The organism is Enterococcus sp. BWR-S5, assembly GCF_016745255.1.
Taxonomy (GTDB): Bacteria; Bacillota; Bacilli; order Lactobacillales; family Enterococcaceae; genus Enterococcus_L.
Map to the genome: position 1 here is coordinate 463,422 of NZ_JADOEQ010000001.1, position 19,526 is coordinate 482,947.

17 protein-coding genes are annotated in these 19,526 nt (G+C 40.4%); all 17 read left to right on the forward strand.

Going from position 1 to position 19,526, the window contains the following annotated elements:
- Positions 1 to 109 precede the first annotated feature (109 nt).
- A complete protein-coding gene (locus tag IW510_RS02395; RefSeq protein WP_202056434.1) occupies positions 110 to 1,075 on the forward strand; it encodes a ribose-phosphate diphosphokinase in 966 nt (321 codons plus the stop codon).
- A 142-nt stretch (positions 1,076 to 1,217) separates the two neighbouring features.
- Entirely contained in the window at positions 1,218 to 2,117 is a 900-nt protein-coding gene (gene rarD / locus IW510_RS02400; RefSeq protein ID WP_202056443.1) for an EamA family transporter RarD, read from the forward strand.
- A 74-nt stretch (positions 2,118 to 2,191) separates the two neighbouring features.
- Positions 2,192 to 3,337: a cysteine desulfurase family protein gene (locus tag IW510_RS02405; RefSeq protein WP_202056444.1), complete on the forward strand. Its 1,146-nt coding sequence runs from the start codon at positions 2,192 to 2,194 to the stop codon at positions 3,335 to 3,337.
- Positions 3,338 to 3,419: 82 nt separating this feature from the next.
- Positions 3,420 to 3,761, forward strand: a complete 342-nt coding sequence (locus tag IW510_RS02410; protein WP_202056447.1) for a DUF1831 domain-containing protein — start codon at positions 3,420 to 3,422, stop codon at positions 3,759 to 3,761.
- Positions 3,762 to 3,969: 208 nt separating this feature from the next.
- Positions 3,970 to 4,350, forward strand: coding sequence for a helix-turn-helix transcriptional regulator (locus IW510_RS02415; RefSeq protein WP_202056449.1), 381 nt, complete (start codon positions 3,970 to 3,972; stop codon positions 4,348 to 4,350).
- Between the two features lie 43 nt (positions 4,351 to 4,393).
- On the forward strand, positions 4,394 to 4,885 hold the full coding sequence (locus IW510_RS02420) for an AraC family transcriptional regulator (protein WP_202056454.1): 492 nt from the start codon (positions 4,394 to 4,396) through the stop codon (positions 4,883 to 4,885).
- 536 nt (positions 4,886 to 5,421) lie between these two features.
- Positions 5,422 to 6,810 carry an extracellular solute-binding protein gene (locus IW510_RS02425; RefSeq protein ID WP_202056457.1) on the forward strand — a complete coding sequence of 463 codons (1,389 nt, stop codon included), beginning with the start codon at positions 5,422 to 5,424 and terminating at the stop codon, positions 6,808 to 6,810.
- A 67-nt stretch (positions 6,811 to 6,877) separates the two neighbouring features.
- Complete coding sequence (locus IW510_RS02430) at positions 6,878 to 7,756, forward strand: carbohydrate ABC transporter permease (protein WP_202056459.1); 879 nt, start codon at positions 6,878 to 6,880, stop codon at positions 7,754 to 7,756.
- Positions 7,753 to 8,565, forward strand: a complete 813-nt coding sequence (locus tag IW510_RS02435; RefSeq protein WP_202056461.1) for a carbohydrate ABC transporter permease — start codon at positions 7,753 to 7,755, stop codon at positions 8,563 to 8,565. The genes IW510_RS02430 and IW510_RS02435 overlap by 4 nt, the downstream gene beginning before the upstream one ends.
- Before the next feature lie 73 nt (positions 8,566 to 8,638).
- Positions 8,639 to 9,664 (forward strand): LacI family DNA-binding transcriptional regulator, encoded by a 1,026-nt coding sequence (locus IW510_RS02440; RefSeq protein WP_202056464.1) that lies wholly within the window; start codon positions 8,639 to 8,641, stop codon positions 9,662 to 9,664.
- 97 nt (positions 9,665 to 9,761) lie between these two features.
- Positions 9,762 to 12,080, forward strand: coding sequence for a glycoside hydrolase family 65 protein (locus IW510_RS02445; RefSeq protein WP_202056466.1), 2,319 nt, complete (start codon positions 9,762 to 9,764; stop codon positions 12,078 to 12,080).
- The gene (locus tag IW510_RS02450; protein WP_202056468.1) at positions 12,059 to 12,256 is read left to right on the forward strand and encodes a hypothetical protein; all 198 of its coding nucleotides are present in this window, start codon (positions 12,059 to 12,061) and stop codon (positions 12,254 to 12,256) included. Before IW510_RS02445 ends, IW510_RS02450 begins: the two co-directional genes overlap by 22 nt.
- 43 nt (positions 12,257 to 12,299) lie before the next feature.
- Entirely contained in the window at positions 12,300 to 14,483 is a 2,184-nt protein-coding gene (locus tag IW510_RS02455) for a glycoside hydrolase family 65 protein (protein ID WP_202056471.1), read from the forward strand.
- Positions 14,471 to 15,103 carry a beta-phosphoglucomutase gene (gene pgmB, locus IW510_RS02460; protein WP_202056472.1) on the forward strand — a complete coding sequence of 211 codons (633 nt, stop codon included), beginning with the start codon at positions 14,471 to 14,473 and terminating at the stop codon, positions 15,101 to 15,103. The genes IW510_RS02455 and pgmB overlap by 13 nt, the downstream gene beginning before the upstream one ends.
- Positions 15,104 to 15,315: 212 nt before the next feature.
- Complete coding sequence (gene mnmA, locus IW510_RS02465) at positions 15,316 to 16,437, forward strand: tRNA 2-thiouridine(34) synthase MnmA (protein ID WP_202056476.1); 1,122 nt, start codon at positions 15,316 to 15,318, stop codon at positions 16,435 to 16,437.
- Between the two features lie 204 nt (positions 16,438 to 16,641).
- Positions 16,642 to 17,013: a DUF1033 family protein gene (locus tag IW510_RS02470; RefSeq protein ID WP_202056478.1), complete on the forward strand. Its 372-nt coding sequence runs from the start codon at positions 16,642 to 16,644 to the stop codon at positions 17,011 to 17,013.
- A 282-nt stretch (positions 17,014 to 17,295) separates the two neighbouring features.
- Positions 17,296 to 19,383, forward strand: coding sequence for a DNA topoisomerase III (locus tag IW510_RS02475; protein ID WP_202056482.1), 2,088 nt, complete (start codon positions 17,296 to 17,298; stop codon positions 19,381 to 19,383).
- Positions 19,384 to 19,526: the final 143 nt, after the last annotated feature.

The window sequence follows — 19,526 nt, forward strand, 5'->3', positions numbered from 1 at the left end:
TTTCAAAAGATTTTTGTCGTCTTTTGACAATACTTGTGAAAGTTTCATGATTTTTCAGGCGATCAATGGTAAAATGAATAAAGTAAAATGAGGAAAAGTGGAGGGAATCATGGGCAGCAAATATAAAGATGATACATTGCGAATTTTTAGTTTGAATGCCAATAAACCTTTAGCAGAAAAGATTGCTAAGGTCGTTGGAACAAAATTAGGAGAGAGCACTGTTCGCCAATTTAGCGATGGTGAAATTCAAATCAACATCGAAGAAAGTATTCGAGGGGATCATGTTTATTTGATTCAGGCAACGAATGCACCTGTTAATGACCATTTAATGGAGCTGTTGATTATGATTGATGCGTTGAAGCGGGCAAGTGCCAAAACGATCAATGTCATATTACCTTATTATGGGTATGCCCGTCAGGACCGTACAGCGAAGCCAAGAGAGCCGATTACGGCGAAATTGGTGGCTAATATGCTGGTGGAGGCAGGAGCAACACGTCTGCTGACTTTGGACTTACATACGGTACAGGTACAGGGATTTTTCGATATTCCTGTGGATAACCTATTTACGATGCCATTGTTTGCCCAGCATTATCAGGACAAAAAGCTTACGGGTGAAAATATTGTTGTTGTATCGCCTAAAAATAGCGGTGTACAACGTGCACGGAGCCTTTCCGAATATTTAGACGCTTCTCTGGCGATAGTCGATCAGGAAGAAGTAGACGGCGTTCGTTCCGGGTATGTGATTGGTGAAATCAAAGGAAAAACATGTATCTTGGTAGATGACATCATCAATACCGGAGAAACACTGACTGTTGCTGCTGAAATACTGGCGGAGAACGGAGCAGCTGAAGTTTATGCCTGCGGTTCTCATGGACTTTTGTCAGCAGGTGGCAAAGAACGAATTGATGCCTCGCCAATCAAACAGCTGTGTATCACTGATTCAGTTGTTGTATCGGAAGATCGCAGTCCCGAGTGTTTAGCTATTGTTTCCTGTGCACCACTTATGGGAGAAGCACTTAAGAGAATTCATGAAAACACACCGATGAGTCCGCTATTTCATTTGAAGAAAAAGTGATTGACCATTAAAAAAATTAGAAAAAAACGGCTGGTTGAAGCATCTTCTAGCCGTTTTAACTATTCTCAAGCGCAGCATTTTTCGGGTTTGCTTGGAGAATAGGCGACTAGTTATAAATTTGGAGGATATGGAAGGAGAACGTATGAAAGAACAGAAAAAAGGGATTATATTAGGCTTGACTGCTTATGTGTTATGGGGAATCATTCCTCTTTATTGGAAACTTTTACCAACCGTTCAGTCAATGGATATTTTGAGCTACCGTATTGTTTGGTCATTCTTATTTATGGGCATTTATATTCTTATTACAAAGCGTGGAGCAGCATTTATACAGGAAGTAAAATCTGTGATAAAGGATAAAAAGAAGCTTGTCGGTATCATTGCCGCCGCTATTTTGATTTCAATTAATTGGTTTACCTTTATCTACTCAGTGGGACAGGGAAGAGTAACGGAAGCTAGTCTAGGTTATTATATGAATCCGTTGGTTAATGTATTGCTGGGAACCATCATCCTGAAGGAAAAATTGAATAGAGCGGGGATTATTGCCTGTCTTTTGGCCTTGACTGGTGTCTTGTTACTGACAATTCAAACCGGTGTTGTCCCTTATGCTTCTCTTATTATGGCTTTTTCATTCAGTTTTTATGGCTTGTTGAAGAAGAAAATTGAAATCAGCTCGTATACCGGATTGACGCTGGAAACCTTCGTTATCTTGCCGATTGCTTTAATCTATCTCTTCTTTTTCTCGGAAAAGGGCTTTATGGCTTATGATATAAACATCAACCTGTTATTAATGGGAGCGGGAATTGTGACGGCTATTCCGCTGTTATTGTTTGCAGAAGCAGCTAAAAGGATTTCCTATATTATTGTTGGCTTCATTCAATATATCAATCCGACAATTATGCTGCTGTTCGCAGTATTCCTATTCAAAGAACCCTATACAACGGCTCAATTTACAGCGTTTGGTTTTATTTGGTTGGGTATAGCGGTATTTACTTACAGCAGCTACTTAACGTTCAAAAAAGAACAGCAGATTTTAGGAGAATAAAGATACTTTGAGGAATCTGGTACTCTATGCTAGAATGACTCAATGAAGAAGAGCATTAAGAAAGGACGAACCCGATGAAATACATTTATTTAGATCATGCAGCAACTACGCCGATGCATCCGGATGTGATCGAAGAAATGACAACAGTGATGAACAGTATCTTTGGCAACCCATCCAGTATCCATGGTGTTGGACGAGAGGCACATCAGAAGTTGGAAGCGGTTCGTCAGGTAATCGCTGACAGCTTAAAGGTCAAGCCTCATGAAATTATTTTTACAAGCGGTGGAACAGAGGGCGATAATACAGCGATTATTGAAACAGCAGAGGTAATGAAAAAGCAGGGCAAGCACATTATCACGACAGCGGTGGAACACCCTGCTGTTTTGCAGCCGCTGCGCTATTTGGAAAGCAAAGGCTACGACGTGACCTATCTCCCCGTGGATGAATCTGGACGAATTATATTGAAGGATTTTAAATCAGCGTTGAGAGAAGATACGATTTTGGTTTCAATTGTTTATGGAAATAGTGAGACGGGCCAGTTGATGCCTATCAAGGAAATTGGTGAAATACTACAGGAGCATCCAGCCGTGTTCCATACAGACGCGGTACAAGCTTATGGTTCTGAAGAGATTTCTCCAAAGGAAATGGGTATAGACCTTCTGAGTGCTTCAGGTCATAAAATCAACGGTCCCAAAGGTGTAGGTTTCTTATATAAAAGAGATGGCCTAGTTTTTCAACCTTTGTTGCGTGGTGGAGAGCAGGAAGAAAAAAGACGTGCTGGAACAGAAAATATTGCTGGAATAGCGGGAATGGGGAAAGCTGTTGAATGGCTGACACCAGCAGAGAAAGCCGCTCATAAAGCTAAAAATAAGGATTTCCAAGAAATCATCTTAGATAAGCTGAGTGAGGCTGGGATTGATTATCAGATTAATGGGGATTGCGAAAATAAGTTATCTCATATTTTGAATATTTGGTTCAAAGGTGTCTCCGGTGATTTATTGTTAATGCATTTGGATCTTAATGGTGTGGCTGTCTCGATTGGTTCTGCTTGTACAGCAGGAACGGTTGATCCTTCTCATGTGTTGGAAGCTATTTATGGGAAAGGTCACCCAGCCGTAAAGGAATCGCTTAGAATCAGCTTTGGCTATGGAAATACAGAAGAAGAGATGATACGCTTTGCTGATTTGTTGATTAAGACTGTTCAACGACTAAAGAATTAGTATAGATTTTATAGAATTTGACTAGAAAAAGTGACACTTTCCTACTATAATAAAAGATGAAATGAAATAAAGAGGTGAGAAGATGGCATTTAAGGAAACAGCAGCAGTAGAAGGATCAGACGTATTTTACAAAGTGAATCCTGCAGCAAAACGTTATACACTAAGAGATAACGGCTTTACAGAAACGAATTCCGGTAATTTCCAATTGATTCGCTCATTGGATGCAACACCGCAAAGCAAGGAAGGCTTTAAGCTGAAAATTACAGTTTCTAAGGACTTACAAACATTGAAAATGTCTGTAACGACTGCAAACGGCTTGAAGTCTATGAATATTTTCAAAAATGAAAAGCATATCATGAGTCAGGAGAAATTTTATTTTCTGATGGATGGAATGATTAGCCGTGGTGTGTTTGAAAAAGTATAAAGGTGGGAACTGAAAGTTTCGTAAAAACTGTTTTGAGTAAGCTGCTTAAAATAGAAGGAACAGAAGAGTTATTCGCTTATCATAGGAAGGCTTGCAGCCAATGAGCTGCAAGCTTCTTTTTTGTCTTATACACTAACAATAAATTATTCTGCTATACTTAGATTCAAATAGGTAAACATTTAAGGACTTTGAGTGAGGGAGAATAAAAATGGCAATAACTAATTCCAAACAAGTATATCTCCGTCTAATTAATAAAGCGGAGGACTATATTGAACAAAACTTAAAAAGGCCTATATTTCTATCTGATTTGGCAAAGAACGCCCACTTATCGGAGTTCCATTTTCATCGAATCTTCAAAAAATATTCGACTGAGACAGTCAACGAATTTGTGCTACGAGTCAAATTGGAAAGGGCTGCTATTTTCCTTTGTGTAAATCCCCATATCTCTATAACAACTATTGCTTTGGACTATGGATATAGTGACTCTAGCTCGTTTAGCCGAAGCTTTAAGAAACATTTTGGAATCAGTCCATTGAAGTATAGAAAACAGCAAGAATTGTCAAGAAGTGTTGCCGGATTCATGAAATAATGACTACTGTAAAGAATGTTATAGACTAATGAGGAGGGGCACCATGATTGAACCGGTTACTATTACTACAGAAGAATGGAAGGAGCAAAGGATTATCTACATTCGCTTTAGAGGAAGCTACACTGAGTTTCGAAAACAAAGCAAGATATTGTTTAAAGAGCTGTTTGCTTTTGCAACTGAAAATAATCTTATTATTCCTGATGAAACAAAAGTTTTAACAATGTACAACGATAATCCATTTATTACGGATGAAAAAAATCTTCGTACAAGTGTCGCAATGACAATTCCTGATAATGTAGAAATTATTGAGAGCGGTACTATTTGTGTATCCAGCATCACAGGAAAATTTGGCGTAGGACATTTTGAGTTGTCTGCTAATCAATATGGAGAGGCGTGGCAGTACATGTATAAAGAGTGGCTTTTTAAAGGGAAGGCTGAGCCTAGAGATGCGATTCCCTTTGAACTGTATGTTACTGAACCCCCGAAGAATATGAAAGATAAGAGCTTCACTGATATTTATATGCCGATTGTTTAGCACGGATTCGTATAGCTTGAAAACAAAAAATTTATTTAATGTTAAGAAGGACGGGGAAACCCATCCTTTTTTGTGATTAAGGCTGGTCAAGTGCTTCTACTCAGTTTAGTCTATTGAACGGTGTGGCTGTAACTGAGACATTAGTCTATTTATAAAATGAGTATTTATCATGTTCTCGTGTTTTATAGAAATAAGAGAGAACTAAAAATAGTATTGAAAGAAATTCAATAACATAAGAGCTTGCAACAGAAATATGTTTAAGAAATAAACTGAAAGAGCATATTCTGCAACGAAGCAGTCTTCAGTTATCAAAGTAGTCAGAGTTTGAAAGCTCGTTACTATTCTATAAGGAATGGATAAGCAAATACTGTGGATTATGAAAACCAGTACAATTGAATAACAAAAATGAGTATTATTTTGCAATAAAATCTAAAATATCTATATGAAAGCGCTTGACATAATTTAAGTTTAACGTTAAACTTTGTTTGTAAGATTAAGTTTAACGTTAAACCTTATAAATTCTAGGAGGGCTTACAATGAAGAAGAAGTTCATCACAGCGTTGTTTTCAGTATTATTAGTCGGTGGGTTGGCTGCCTGTTCCTCATCCGGTAAAGATGAGGGAGCAAGCTCAGGTACAAAGGATACGACGGAAGATAAGGGCATGGATGTCATTGGTCAAACGGTTCAGTTCGATCCAAACAAACTGGTGAATGATGGAGAGCCTATCAAGATTGACTATTGGACATGGAACGAAGGTGATCCGGCAATCGAGATGGCGAAAGAATATGAAAAAATTTATCCGAATGTAGAAATTAAAATCGTTAATCAACCGTGGGAAGACTATTGGACCAAGCTCCCATTGTCATTAAAAGGGAAAGATGGACCGGCAATTTTTAATATTCATAATTCTCAACATGATATTTTGATTCCCTATTTAGCACCATATGACATTCCAGTAGATGACTTAAAAGCGGATTTCACCTCTGTTGACCCGCATGTGATTGACGGTAAGGTTTATTACACAGACAGCTTGATTAATACAGGGAATATTTACTATAACAAAGCGATGTGGAAAGAAGCTGGATTGACCGATGCAGATATTCCGAAGACTTGGGATCAGTTCAGAGAGGTTGCGAAGAAGCTGACGAAGACCGAGGGAGATCAAATCACGCAGGCCGGTTTCAACTATAACTTTGAAAATTATAGTGCAATTTATGAAGGCTTAAACTATCAAAAAGGCACACTGCTATTTAAGGATGATGGTACAAAAGTCAATTATGATAACAAAACAACCCTTGAAAACATGCAGTTCCTGATTGATTTGTATGAAAAGGATAAGGTTGGTTCAAAAGACTTTGGTAAGGAAGCAAAACAAAGCTTTGGTAATGGTCAATCAGCAATGGTCTACATGTGGGGCTGGTATTTGAACGAGTTGAATACGAACTATCCGGATATCGATTTCGGGGTGTTTCCGACACCAACACCAACAGAAGAAACGCCGTTTGCCTATGACCGTTATAATGGCGAAAGTACACCGGGAATCAATAAAAACCAATCTGAAGAACAGCAGGCTGTTGCACAGGATTTCTTGAAGTATTGCTTGGCGAACGATGACTATTCTAAAAAGGGTGCATTGTCACTTGCTTCTTTCCCAACGAAAAAATCCTTGGCGGATGATGCTGAAATTTTAGAAAATCCGGTATTGAGTGCAATTGCACCTCGTGTGGATCGTCTCATTTGGCCGGGTGCATTCCCTGCAACTGTTGAGAAAACTGCCGATCAAACGTTGGATGATGTATTATACAACGGTAAAGATATAAAGCAGGCAATCAAAGACGGTCAAGAGAAGATGGAATCTGAGATGAAGGATACTGACTTTACTTCTCTGGAATCCAGCTATGAGTTTTTTGACGAAGCAAAATAGATAGAGTTTGAAAGGTCGTCGGGGATTTCCCCGACCTCCCTTTCAAAAGAATGAAGGGGGAGTAATCATGGAACAAAAAACAATAAAACCTGCATTCATCAATCTAAGGAATGTGACAATCACACTACTGGTCCTCTATTTTGCCGTCTTTCTGGTTTATCCGATTTATAAAGCTTTTGCAGGAAGTCTGCATGACTGGAATCCTTTAATCGACAAATATGATTATGTGGGTTTGGAAAACTTTAAAAATGTGCTGACGAATAAACTGTTTTGGCAGTCGATGAGCAATACATTCATCTTTTCATTTTTCTCCGTGCTGTTTCGAGTGGTTCTTGGGTTAGGCTTGGCAACCTTGTTGTATTCAAAGCTAGCACGCTTCAAGACATTTTTCAGAGGCATGTTTTACATGCCGACAATCACGCCATTAGTAGCAGTTTCCTTTGTCTGGATGTGGATGTTCAATCCCCAGTTTGGCTTGATTAATAAGATTTTTGGCTTAGATATTAATTGGCTGATGAATTCAAAATGGGCGATGCCTGCGATTATTATCATGACAATCTGGAAGGATTTTGGTTATGCGACAGTTATTTTCCTAGGCGGCTTGATGGGATTACCGGAAGATGTATTTGAAGCTGCTGATATGGATGGTGCCAATAAATGGCAGAGATTCAGCCGTATTACTTGGCCGCTCTTGAGACCAACAACATTGTTTGTTGTCATCACATCTCTGATTACCTACTTGCAGGCATACATTCAAATATTGATTATGACTAAGGGTGGACCGGGAACAAGTACCTATGTCATTTCTTATCTAATCTTTGACGAAGCATTTGAGAAATATAACTTTGGGACAGCTTCGGCAATGGCAATTATTCTATTTGTGATTATTGGGTTTTTGACAATTCTCATGTTCAAAATCACAGGGGAAGGGAAGTTGGATAAATGAAAACGAAAAAGATTGTCTTCAACCTATTCTTATTGTTTTTAGCATTGATAACCGTAGTGCCATTTATTTGGATGCTTTTGTCTTCCTTTGCGACCAATCAAGAGATTGTCAGAGTAGATGGTGGCCTTTTTCCAACACCGACAACCTTTCAAAATTATGTGGATGTTCAGGAAAAATTTAATTTCATGCGGATGTTCTTTAACAGCTTGCTCATCTCTGTAGCGATTACTGCAATCACAATTTATTCCAGCGCCCTTGTTGGTTTCGTGTTTGCCAAGTTTCGATTTAAAGGAAGAAATTTACTGTTTGGTGTCGTGTTGAGTACAATGATGCTGCCATGGGCGGTAACAATCATTCCTAAATATGAGATGATGATGGATTTTGGGTGGCTGGATTCGTATAAGGCATTGATTATTCCGGCAATGGTCAGCGGTTTTGGTATCTTTATGTTTCGCCAATCCATTTCACAGATATCCGATGAAATGCTTGAAGCTGCCCGTGTTGACGGTGCATCAGACTTCTTCATTTTTCACAAAATTATTCTGCCGATGTCTCGTAACACCATTGCAAGTCTGGCGATTTTTCAATTTCTGTGGAGCTGGGAAGACTTTCTATGGCCGTTCTTAGTAATTAATGATGAGAAAAAGCAGTTAATCTCTGTCGGGCTTCGAATGTTTAACGGGCAGTACGGTACAGATTATGGTGGTTTGTTTGCAGCAACTTCCATCTCAATCATACCGGTAATTATCGTTTATATTATTTTCCAAAAGCAATTTATTGCTGGAGTTGCCAGCGGTTCAGGAAAATAAAAAAAGAAAGTTTGCATACTATTTTGACTTATAGATATAATAGTTGTAAATAAACAAGAAGACGGTGAAGAATATGCGGGTAACAATCAAACAGATTGCCAAAGAAGCAGGAGTTAGTGTTACAACTGTTTCAAATGTCATCAATAAAAAGGCTCATCGAGTTTCTAAAGATAAAATTGAACTAATCGAAGAAATCATCAAGAAATATAATTATACACCGAATATGAATGCGCGTGCATTGGTACAGTCTTCCTCCAAGCTGATAGGTTTGCTGTACTACTCGGACAAAGTCGATGTTGATTTTTCGGATCCCTTCGTTACTGAGGTGTTGGAGGGAATTGAACGCAAGGCCAAAGAGGCTGGTATGTTTACCTTAATCCACAATGTTACTTCTGTCGAAGACGTGGAAGCGGTTCAAAGAAACTGGAAATTCGAAGGGTTTATCGCTGTTGGTGTTTCTCCGCAGTTCTATAGCGAGATTAACAAGATTATTCAGTCGCCCATTGTATTTGTCGATACACATCTGGCAAAAAAACAAGAGTACTTGGCTGAACATAGTCATGACCGCATATTTATTAATTCGGATGACTTTGAAGCCGGAATGATTGCGACAAACTTTTTAATTGAAAATGGACATAAGAAATTTGCTTTCCTGACGTATCCGTTTGATGAAGATACAACAGGGGTTATTGAGCAGCGTTATCAAGGCTTTAAGAAGGCCTTGAAGGATCATCAGCTTAGCTTTGAACGGAAGCATCTGTTTCGACGAGGCGAGTTTGATAAAATGACTGAGCACTTACAAGAATTTACGGCGGTTGTTGTAACTGCGGACTTCTTAGCAGCCTCTTTTATCCATTTCTTAAAAGAGCAGGGCATTTATGATAAAGAGAAAATATCAATTATTGGTTTTGATGATATTCGTTACGCGGAAATCAATGATCCGCCGCTAACAACGATTCGTTTGGATCATGTCAAGAAAGGCGAGATGGCGTTAATCAAACTGATTGCAATTATTGATAAATCTGATCAAGAGGTTCAGCCTCTGTACTTGCTTTCGGGTGAGCTGATTGTCCGCCAATCCGTAACAAAAATCAATTAGACGATAACAAAGAATATAGATAAGGATGTTTTTATGTACATCCTCGGATTTTGTTTCAAAAAACGTACTATAAAAGAAAAATGGTGGTGTGTATTTTATGGCAAAGACTGCAGATGATTATTTTAAACTGGACCCTTGGAAAATTGTTGAGGAAGGCTTTAATCCAGGCTATGAACGGGTATCAGAATCAATTTTTTCTTTAGGAAATGAATATATGGGGGTTCGAGGTTATTTTGAAGAGGGAACTTCCGGAGATAGTCTTTTAGGCAGCTATTTCAATGGGATTTATGAGTTCAGCCGTAAGGAAGCATTGTCTCACTATAAAGGAATTGTGACGAAACCGCATTTTATGCTGAATGCAGTGAACTGGCTGGATACGGCAATTTGGTTAGATGATGAAAGATTGGATATGAATACTGCGGATGTGAAAGCCTTTTATCGTGAACTAGATTTGCGTACAGGAGTGTTAACTCGTTCCTTCATCTGGACTACAAAAACTAAAAAACAAGTGAAAATAATCTTTGAACGGTTTCTACATATGGAAAAATCGACGAATGGGTATCAAAAAATTTCTTTTGAGCCACTCAATTTTTCCGGAGATATTCAGGTACAAACGGGAATCGATTTCAATACCAAACATGGTGAAGAGCCAATTTCTTTTTGGGAAGAGCAGCAGAAGGGGGAACTAGAGGAGCTTGAAGCACTTGCCATTGTCGGGCAGACAGTTACGACGAAGCAGCAAATATTTTCAGGGTTCCACTTGGTAATCAATCAGGATTATAAGAAAAAACGTATAGAAGCAGAGAAGAAAATCGGCTACAGCTTGGTTGTTCCGCTGACACAAAATAGGGAAACAATTATTGAAAAGCTAGTCGTCAACGTGATAAAGAAAGAGGAGGTCTCCAAAGACGTTCTTTGGCTGGAAGGCACTAAAGCACTAGCTGATTCAGTAAGTTTGGGCTATGAGCAGGCACAAAAGGAACAGCAGGATTATTGGGCGTATATTTGGGATCAGTTTGATATTCAAATTGAAGGAGATGAGAAGAATCAACAGGGTATCCGCTTTTGTATTTTCCAACTTCAACAGACCTACCATGGACAAAATCCTTCCAATAATATTGGGGCAAAGGGATTGACTGGTGAAGCATACAGCGGCCATGCTTTTTGGGATACAGAAACTTGTTGTTTGCCTTACTATTTATTCAATAATCCCAAGGCAGCAAAAAATTTGCTGGAGTTTCGTTATTCAACGTTGGATGCAGCAAGAAGCAGGGCTCAGGATTTAGATTGCAGAGGGGCTTGTTATCCGATAGCAACGTTGAACGGAGAAGAGGCCTGTGACTTATGGCAGCATGCCAGTACACAGTTTCAACCAAGTACCGGAGTTGCTTATGGTATTTGGCACTATGTCCATCTGACAGACGATCAAGCATTCTTATATGGTCATGGAATTGAAATGCTGGTGGAAATCTCACGCTTTTTAGAGTCTCGAGGGGACTGGAGTCAGCTAACGAAAAAATTTGGTTTTTATGGTGTGATGGGTCCGGATGAGTTTCAGGTCATGGTGAATCACAATGCGTATACCAACTATATGGCCCAGCAGACATTTGACTATACAATCAAAGTGCTTGAACGGATGAGTGTAGCAATGCCGGAACAACTGGAGCAGCTAATGACTAGAACCGGACTTTCTGAAGAAGAGTGGAATAACTGGCAGCATTGTGCAGAAGAAACACTGTTTTTCGAAAGAGAAGATGGCGTAATTGAACAGCATGAAGGGTACTTCGACTTGCCTCATATTGATATAGACAATATTCCAATTTCAGATTTTCCATTGTATAGTCACTGGTCCTATGACCGTATTTATCGAAACGATATGATTAAGCAGCCGGATGTGCTGATGTTCCAATTCTTGTATAATCAACGCTTTTCAAAGGATTCAAAACAGGCAAACTATGATTATTATGAACCAAGAACAATCCATGAATCGTCTCTTTCTCCATCTATTCATTCCGTATTGGCGGCAGAATTAGGGAAGTTTGATGAAGCCTTTGACTTTTTCAGCTTTGCGACACGAATGGATTTGGATAATTACAATCGAAACACTAATGAGGGACTTCACACGACATCAATTGCAGCGGCATGGATGAATATTGTTTATGGCTTTGGCGGCTTACGCAGCGATGGCGAGCAGCTGGTATTGAATCCTGTTGTACCCAAGCAATGGACAGGCTATTCATTCCGTATTGAATATCGAAATCGGATTATCGAAGTGAAGACGTCTACGACAACCGTTGCATTGCGAATCGTGAAAGGTGACAGTATTCTTTTGTCCATTTATGGCGAAGAACGACTGATTGATGGAAAAGGAAGCGAGTTGTCAACTCCTGAGGAATGGCAGTTACAACGTTCATAACTGGACAGGAGAGTAAGAGATTAAATGAAAGTAAGAGTACACAGCTGATAAGCGCACCAGCTATGGCTGACAGCAGGAGATGGAACGTTGGAAATCAGCAGCCATCTCCTTTTTTACAGCTTTCCATCATCAACAATGATGAATGGGGCAAAGCTGAAGGCGCAGTATCAGTCTAGTCAAAGACTTGATAGAAGTGGGAACGATGAAGGAGGGAAAACGATGAGTTGGCATGTTATAGAGACGGGCAGACAGCTTGAAAAGACCGTTGATTTTGGCAATAAGTTTCTTATAGGTAATGGTTATCTAGGGTATCGAGGAACAATGGAGGAATATGGGAAGGAAGAGCTTGTAGCCTGTAATTTAGCTGGTATCTATGATCAGCGGGGTTCGGCATGGCGTGAGCCGATTAATGCGCCAAATGGTTTTTATACACAGCTGTTTATAGATAATCAAGCGATGGATCTTCGGACAAGTGAGGTTATTACTCATTCACAGGAGTTGGATATGCAACGAGCAGTGCATCAGCGTAAAACAGTTTTCGCTGAAAAGGTTGGGGAGGTTACGATTGAAAGCGAGCGTTTTGCCAGTAGTACCGATAATCATTTGTTGCATATGAGGTATTCCTTTTCTTTGGAGAAAACGGCAAGGGTTCGGCTAGTCACTGGAATCGATGGCGATATCTGGGATATTAATGGTCCCCACCTGTTTGATTATGACGAGTATTCAGAAGGGCAGACAATCGCGGTATCCGCTGTAAGCGGTGAGCTGAAGCATAAGATAGCAGTCGCTGACACAATCAGTCGAACATTTGAAGCAGAGGAACAGCTTTTAGAAACAGAGAAGGGGGTATTTCGACAGCTTGACTTCACTGCTCAAGCGGGTGTTGTTTACCAGCTGACGAAGTCAGTGGCAATTTATACCTCTCAAGATACGAAAGAGCCTTTAGACGAAGCTGTGAAGGCCAGCTTCTCAGCAAACCAGTTCGGCTATGAGGTGTTAAAGCAAGCGCATGAAGCCGAGTGGCAAAATCGCTGGTCACTGTCAGATGTAGAAATTGAAGGAGATGATGAAGCACAATTAGCGTTGCGCTATAGTATCTATCAGCTGCTGCTTACAGCTCCTTATCATGGACAGACGACTTCTATTCCGGCAAGAGGATTATCTGGTCAGACCTATAAGGGCGCGATATTCTGGGATACAGAGATGTTCATGCTGCCGTTCTTTCTATATACTGCACCGGAAACTGCTAAAAATTTGATTGATTATCGGATAAAGACATTGAACGGAGCACGAGATAAAGCAAAGGAATATGGCTTTCGTGGCGCATTTTATGCGTGGGAGAGTCAGGAGAGTGGTCAGGATGCCTGCTCTGATTATAACGTGACTGATGTGTTTACCAATCGCCCTATGCGTACGTATTTCAGGGATAAGCAAATTCATATCAGCGCAGCCGTTGCGTGTGGTATCTGGCAGACCTATTTGATGACAGAGGATTTGAACCTGTTAATCAACGGTGGGGCAGAGGTAATTTTAGAGTGTGCACGCTTCTATAACTCCTATGCATATTATCGACCGGAGAAAGAACGATTTGAATTGATTGATGTGATTGGTCCGGATGAGTACCATGAACGTGTATACAATAATGCGTATACCAACAAAATGGCAGCTTATACAATTGATATTGCTATCCAGGCGTTGGAACGCCTGGAAGCAGATCCAACTAAACGTGAAGAATTGATTCGAAAGCTTGATTATCAAAGGGACATGGAGCAGCTGCAGACCTTGAAGGAAGGTTTGTACGTGCCTAAACCAAACGAGCAGACAGGGCTAATCGAACAGTTTGATGGGTATTTTGATTTGGAGGATACGACAGTAGAAACGGTCCGCTCTCGTCTGCTTGATCCTAAGGAATACTGGGGTGGTGCATATGGTGTTGCTGCCGATACACAAATATTGAAACAGGCAGATGTCGTTTTGTTGCTGACCTTATTTAAGGACGAGTATTCAAAAGAAGTGAAAAAAAGAAATTGGCAATATTATGAACCTCGGACAGAGCATGGTTCTTCATTAAGCCCGTGTATTTATGCGTTACTGGCTTGTGATATAGGCGATCCGGAATGGGCCTACCCGTATTTTATGAAAACAGCATCTGTTGATTTGACAGGCGCGTCTAAACAGTTTGCCGGTACGATTTATATTGGCGGAACCCACCCGGCGGCGAATGGCGGTGCATGGATGGCCGCAGTTTTAGGCTTTGCGGGATTGGAAATCAAGGACGGTGAGATTTCAGTGAATCCTAAGCTGCCGGAAAAATGGCAGAAAATGAGCTTTAGTATTCAACTGAAACAAGAGATTTATCGAATAGAAGTAACGAAAGAAGGCGGAAGTGTATGGAAGCAATGAAGGGAGCAATCTTTGATTTAGATGGCGTACTGGTAGACACGGCAAAATACCATTATCTAGCATGGAAAAAACTGGCAGACCAGCTGGGAATCGACTTTACAGAGGCTGACAATGAACAGTTGAAAGGAGTCAGTCGTGTTCGTTCATTAGAGATTTTGTTGGGGCTTGGTGGTATCGAAAAGGACGAATTAGAGCAGAGCCGTCTTAGAGAGCTGAAAAACAATTGGTATCTGGCATTTATCAAGGATATGACAGAAAAGGAGCTTTTAGCCGGAGCGAAGGAGTATCTTCTTCAATTGAGAGAGGAAGGCGTAAAAATTTCTTTAGGCTCAGCCAGTAAAAATGCAGTATCCATTCTGAAAAGCCTAAATATCTATGAGTTGTTTGATGAAATTATTGATGGAACGAAGGTAGTAAATGCCAAACCAGATCCGGAGGTCTTTTTGAAGGCGGCAGAGGGGCTTGGTTTGAAGTCAAATGAGTGTGTCGTTTTTGAGGATGCACAGGCCGGTGTGCAGGCAGGAAAATCAGCGGGCATGTATGTAGTAGGGATTGGAACAAAAGAAAATCTCCCTGAGGCAGATGAGGTCGTAGCCGGGCTGTATCAACTAGTGAAATAATAGATAGAAACGGTAGAAGACAACAAATCTTCTGCCGTTTTTTGATTCAAAAAACGAAAGAGAAAGGTTGATTTTCGAATAAATAAGGAGTCCATTAAGCTTGCGGCTAACAGCTTTACATCTTGAAAAATCCTAGTATAATTGGTATCACTGGAAACAGCGACCTTCAAATCGTGGATATTTCAGAATCTAAATGAAATGATGGTGATACAATGAAAGATAACAGCGAAACACGTGTTGTTGTCGGAATGAGTGGCGGTGTCGATTCATCGGTAACAGCGCTCTTGTTGAAAGAGCAGGGCTATGATGTAGTCGGTATCTTCATGAAAAACTGGGATGATACAGACGAAAATGGTGTCTGTACAGCTACCGAGGATTATAAGGATGTGGCAAAGGTTGCCGATCAAATAGGTATTCCTTATTATTCTGTCAATTTTGAAAAGGAATACTGGGATCGTGTCTTTGAATACTTTTTGGCGGAATACCGTCGAGGCAGAACCCCTAATCCTGATGTGATGTGTAACAAGGAAATCAAGTTCAAAGCATTTTTGGACTATGCCATGCAGCTAGGCGCAGATTATGTAGCGACTGGTCATTATGCTCAAGTGAGCAGAGATGAAGATGGTACAGTTCATATGCTTAGAGGGATAGATAATAATAAGGATCAAACATATTTCCTGAGCCAACTGTCACAAGAACAACTGGCTAAAACGATGTTTCCTCTTGGCGGCATGGAAAAATCCGAAGTACGGGCGATTGCTGAACGTGCCGGTTTGGCGACTGCTAAGAAAAAGGATTCGACTGGCGTTTGCTTTATCGGAGAAAAGAATTTTAAATCTTTCTTAAGCAACTATCTGCCTGCTCAAAAAGGAAACATGGTTACAGAAGACGGTGAAATCAAAGGCCAACATGACGGATTGATGTATTATACGATTGGTCAGCGTCAAGGTCTGGGCATTGGCGGCGGTGGAAAAACACAAGAACCTTGGTTTGTGATTGGTAAGGATTTGGCAACCAATACATTGTATGTTGGACAAGGCTTCCATCATCCAACACTTTACGCAACACATTTAGATGCCAGTGAGATTCATTTCACAACGAATTCAGAAAGACCAAAAGAGTTCCGTTGTACAGCGAAATTCCGTTACCGTCAACAAGATGTACCGGTGACTGTTCGTTTATTGGATAATCAACGAGCAGAAGTGATTTTTGATGAACCAGTTCGTGCGATTACGCCGGGACAAGCAGTCGTGTTTTACGATGGCATGGAATGTCTGGGCGGAGGTCTGATTGACCATGCGTACAAAGAAGAAAAAACACTTCAATATATTTAACTCAAAAAAAGCGGACTAACCCGTTGTCAAAAGGCACGGGCAGTCATTGAATAGACTGAACTAAACTAGCTTCTACACCATGTTTAGTTCAGCTATTCATTGTTATTTAATAAATAACTGTCGTTTTTTAACAGTTCAATTACTTGCATCTTCCGATGGAACTGACTACAATAGCACTTGTATGACTTTAAAGAGGTGAAAAATGTGTATCAAGTGATAACAATGTACGGTGATAATGAACCATGGTGGTTTTTCGAAGACTGGCGCGAAGATATCATAGAAGAACGCAAATTTGATTGTTTGGATGAAGCAGCTACATACTACCTGCAAAAGTGGCAGGAAATTTCTTCAGAATATACATATACAAATGCTAAACCAAATTATCTTTCTGCCTTTTGGAATGATGGAGATGAACGCTGGTGTGATGAATGCGATGAAGACCTTCAACAATATAAGGGCTTGGCCCTATTGCAAAATGACGAGCAAGTGAGCTTTGAAAGTGTGAAGGATCTTTATGTAACAGCAAATGAATGTGCAAAACCGCGATGTTGTAAAAGCAATTTGGTTTCACAATAAAATAAGTAGATGAGGTATGGCTGAGGTGTGTTTTCCCTCGGCTATTTCTTTATCTCAAGGGAAAGATGAGTGTTATTCATTCCTCTGTCGGTTTTACCCATTATATTAGATTTATAAAAAGATAGATTAATTTGGCTCAGGATTTGTTATAATCAAACGTATGTATAGATTTGGTAGGAGGCTGGTTAACTAGCAGCTTTCTATATATCCCATAACCAGGTGTTTGTTTGTCTGAGTGCTGGATTTCTAGGGATGGATACAGAAAAAACAAAGGAGAAATATATGTCTAAAAAACAATTGATTATCGCTGAAAAGCCCAGTGTTGCGAAGGATTTGAGCCGGGTGTTAAAAGCGAATAATAAGAATAAAAGCTACTATGAAGGGCCGACAGCCATTGTTACTTGGGCTTTAGGTCACTTACTTGGGCTGAAAATGCCTGAGGATATTAATAAAGAATGGCAAAGCTGGCAGATGGATACTTTGCCGATGCTGCCTAAACAATTAGGAATCAAACCTCTTCCGAAGACTGGTCATCAATTGAAGGCCATTAAACAGCTGGCAAATCGAAAAGATGTCGGGGAAGTAGTGATTGCAACTGATGCCGGACGTGAGGGTGAGCTTATTGCTCGTTGGATTTTAGAGTATATTCGTTTCGACAAGCCCGTAAAACGGTTATGGATATCTTCTCAAACCGATAAAGCGATTAAAGAAGGGTTTAAGCAGCTGAAACCGGCGAAGGAATACGATAATCTTTATTATTCTGCTTTAGCAAGAGCTAAGGCGGATTGGCTGGTAGGGTTGAATGTTACGCGAGCATTGACTGTAAAGTATCAGGATAGCCTGTCTGCCGGACGTGTCCAGACCCCTACTTTGGCTCTGGTTCGCGACCAAGAGAAGAAAATCGAAGCATTTCGTCCGCAAACCTATTTTACTGTGGACTTGCTCCACGAAAAGGAAAAAGGTCGTTTGGTTCAGAAAAACCAGTTTGCTTTCAAGGAACGGAACGAAGTTGAAGCCTTTGTGAAGGAGTTAAGCAAACAAAAAGGTAAAGTCACTGATATTCAAGATAAAATAAAAACGGAGCATGCGCCGTTGCCATATGACTTGACTGAGGTTCAGAGGGACGCCAATCAGCGCTATCAATTCTCTGCTAAAAAGACGTTGTCTCTCGTTCAAAGTCTCTACGAATTTCATAAAATCGTGACCTATCCAAGAACGGACAGCAAGTACTTGACGACGGATATGAAGGAAACGATGAAGGAACGTCTACAGGCGATAAGCACTAGCTTCCCGGAAGCAAAAGCCTACTTGAAAAACGGCGGTAAAGTCGTTCAAGATAAGGTCTTCAACAATACTAAAGTCAGCGATCACCATGCATTGATACCAACAGAGCAGTCACCAAGATTTGAAAAGCTGAGTAATGACGAACAAAAAATTTATTTGATGATTGTTAACCGTTTCTTAGGCTTGTTTGCGAAACCACATCGGGCCAATCAGCGAAAAATCACTGTTCAATTTGGCAAGGAACAGTTTGTCTTCCGCCAAAATAAGGTTGAGGAAGCCGGCTGGAAGCAAGAGAAGGAAGAAGCTGTTATCAGTGCTGACTGGAAGATTGGCATGGTCATTCCGGCAAACTTCACTATTAACAAAGAGTTAACCTCTCCGCCAAAGCCATTGAATGAAGGCACATTGCTTGGTGCCATGGAGAAGCATAGCTTGGGAACCCCGGCTACCAGAGCTGAAATCATTGAGAAGCTGATAAAATCTGAGCTGATGGAGCGGACCAACCAAGGCCTCTTGGTTTCACCAAAAGGCAAACAGCTGCTTCAGCTGGTCAACCCATCACTTGTGACACCTGAGTTGACGGAAACATGGGAGAAAACACTTGAGGATATTGCGAAGGGCAGAAAAAACAGTACGTCCTTCCTGAAGGAAATTGAAGAAGATACGAAACGCTTGGTCAGTGAAATTAAGCAAAGCGAAAGCAAGTATCAAGATTTTTCAATTACTCAAAAGAAATGTCCGGAGTGCGGTGAAAACCTACGGGAAAAGAATACCAGAGACGGAAAAATCTATGTATGCTCCAGCCAAGATTGTAATTACAGAAGAAGAAAGGACCCTAAAACAACTAACCATCGTTGTCCTCAATGCCATAAAAAAATGGTGATTATTGAAGGGAAGAACGGTGCTTACTTCAAGTGTAATACGTGCTCAATCAGCGAAAAAATCGAGGATAAAAAGCAACGGAGCAAGAAAATGACCAAGCATGAGGAACGTCGTCTGATGAAGAAGTATTCGCAGAAGGATGAGCCGGAGGAAAGTCCATTAGCAGCAGCATTACGTGCAGCAATGGGAGATGACAATGAATAATAAAAGAGTTTGAGACAATAATCGAGACGAAAATTTATCCATACATTAAAGATGAACAAGCGGTGGAATAAAGCTGCGTTATGTGGGTGCGATAATAACAAGTCCTTGAAAGTCTTCATAAATAAGCCGTAATATACTGAAAT